Source organism: Oleiphilus sp. HI0061, assembly GCF_001635675.1.
In genome coordinates this window covers 1-1,020 of record NZ_LWFE01001495.1, presented here as the reverse complement: position 1 = coordinate 1,020, position 1,020 = coordinate 1, and the positions used below count along the sequence as shown (strand labels likewise).

At 45.5% G+C, this 1,020-nt stretch carries 1 protein-coding gene and 1 pseudogene; both read left to right on the top strand.

Annotation, left to right across the window (positions count from 1 at the left end):
- Positions 1-511, top strand: a pseudogene (locus A3735_RS31305) (sulfate adenylyltransferase subunit CysN); the annotation flags it as partial.
- 105 nt (positions 512-616) lie between these two features.
- Positions 617-1,020, top strand: a 404-nt coding sequence (locus A3735_RS23320) for a nucleoid-associated protein (RefSeq protein ID WP_156499860.1), incomplete at its 3' end; no start/stop codon positions are given.

Here is a 1,020-nt window from a genome sequence, read left to right as displayed (position 1 = left end):
TGAGAAAAAGGATGCCAGCGAACTAGAGCTTAACAGTATTGCATTGTGTACGATCCATGCAAACCAGACACTTGCGTTTGACCCATATGGTGAAAACAAAGCAACGGGCGCCTTCATTATTATCGACCGTCTAACCAACGTAACGGTTGGCGCAGGCATGATCGTTGAAGCCGCTGAAGATACTAGCGCACAGTGGGAACCTGTTAGCGAAGCAGAGCGTGCAGCGCGTTTAGATCACCAGGTAGCCTCGATTATTGCTTGCTCAGGTGAAGCGGGTGATGTACTCGCTCAAGCCGCTGAGCGTAAGCTGTTCAATCAGGGTCGAACTTGCCTGTTGATCACCTCTCACATGGCCGACAACGATGCAGATAAACTCTTGATTGCTAAGGCAGCTAAAGAAGCAGGCTTAATTGCAATTACCTCATTGGAAGGCAGTTCAGATATTGCAGATACCGTACTATCAGCAACATCTGACGTAGATATTCCTGAACAGGTAAAAGGGCTTAGCTAAATTTGATTCACTGAGATACTCATCTCAGTAAGCCTAACCCAAAGACAGGGGCTACGATTTACTTCGTAGCCCCTTATTTCATTGGACACAGAGAGAACTCAATCCATGGCTATTACTTCGCTAGTTTTTCATAAGATTACTCGCTGGCAAGAAGATCAACCTTCAGAAATTCAACTCTGTGAGCAGGCACCTGACGTCACTGCAGATCATGAAGGACTCTTCAGTCAACTTAAAAAAGTCTTTCAATTCAAAGCAGGTAAATTCCACGGTCAATTTGATGAAGACTATAGTAGTGCCCCCTATCAAAACTGGTTGAAAGAGCAACTGGATGGAAAAATCAGCTTCGAGAAGCTAAGCCTTCTCTACATGAATCAACTCAAAGACCTAGTGGATAAAACCAGCGAGAGCTTTGAAGCCACTATCCTTACGGTTCATGAGGAACGTGCAGATGGCCCTCGAGTCTATATCTTTGCGCTGGAAACAAATTCCGGCCTACTCCTAGACTCTGG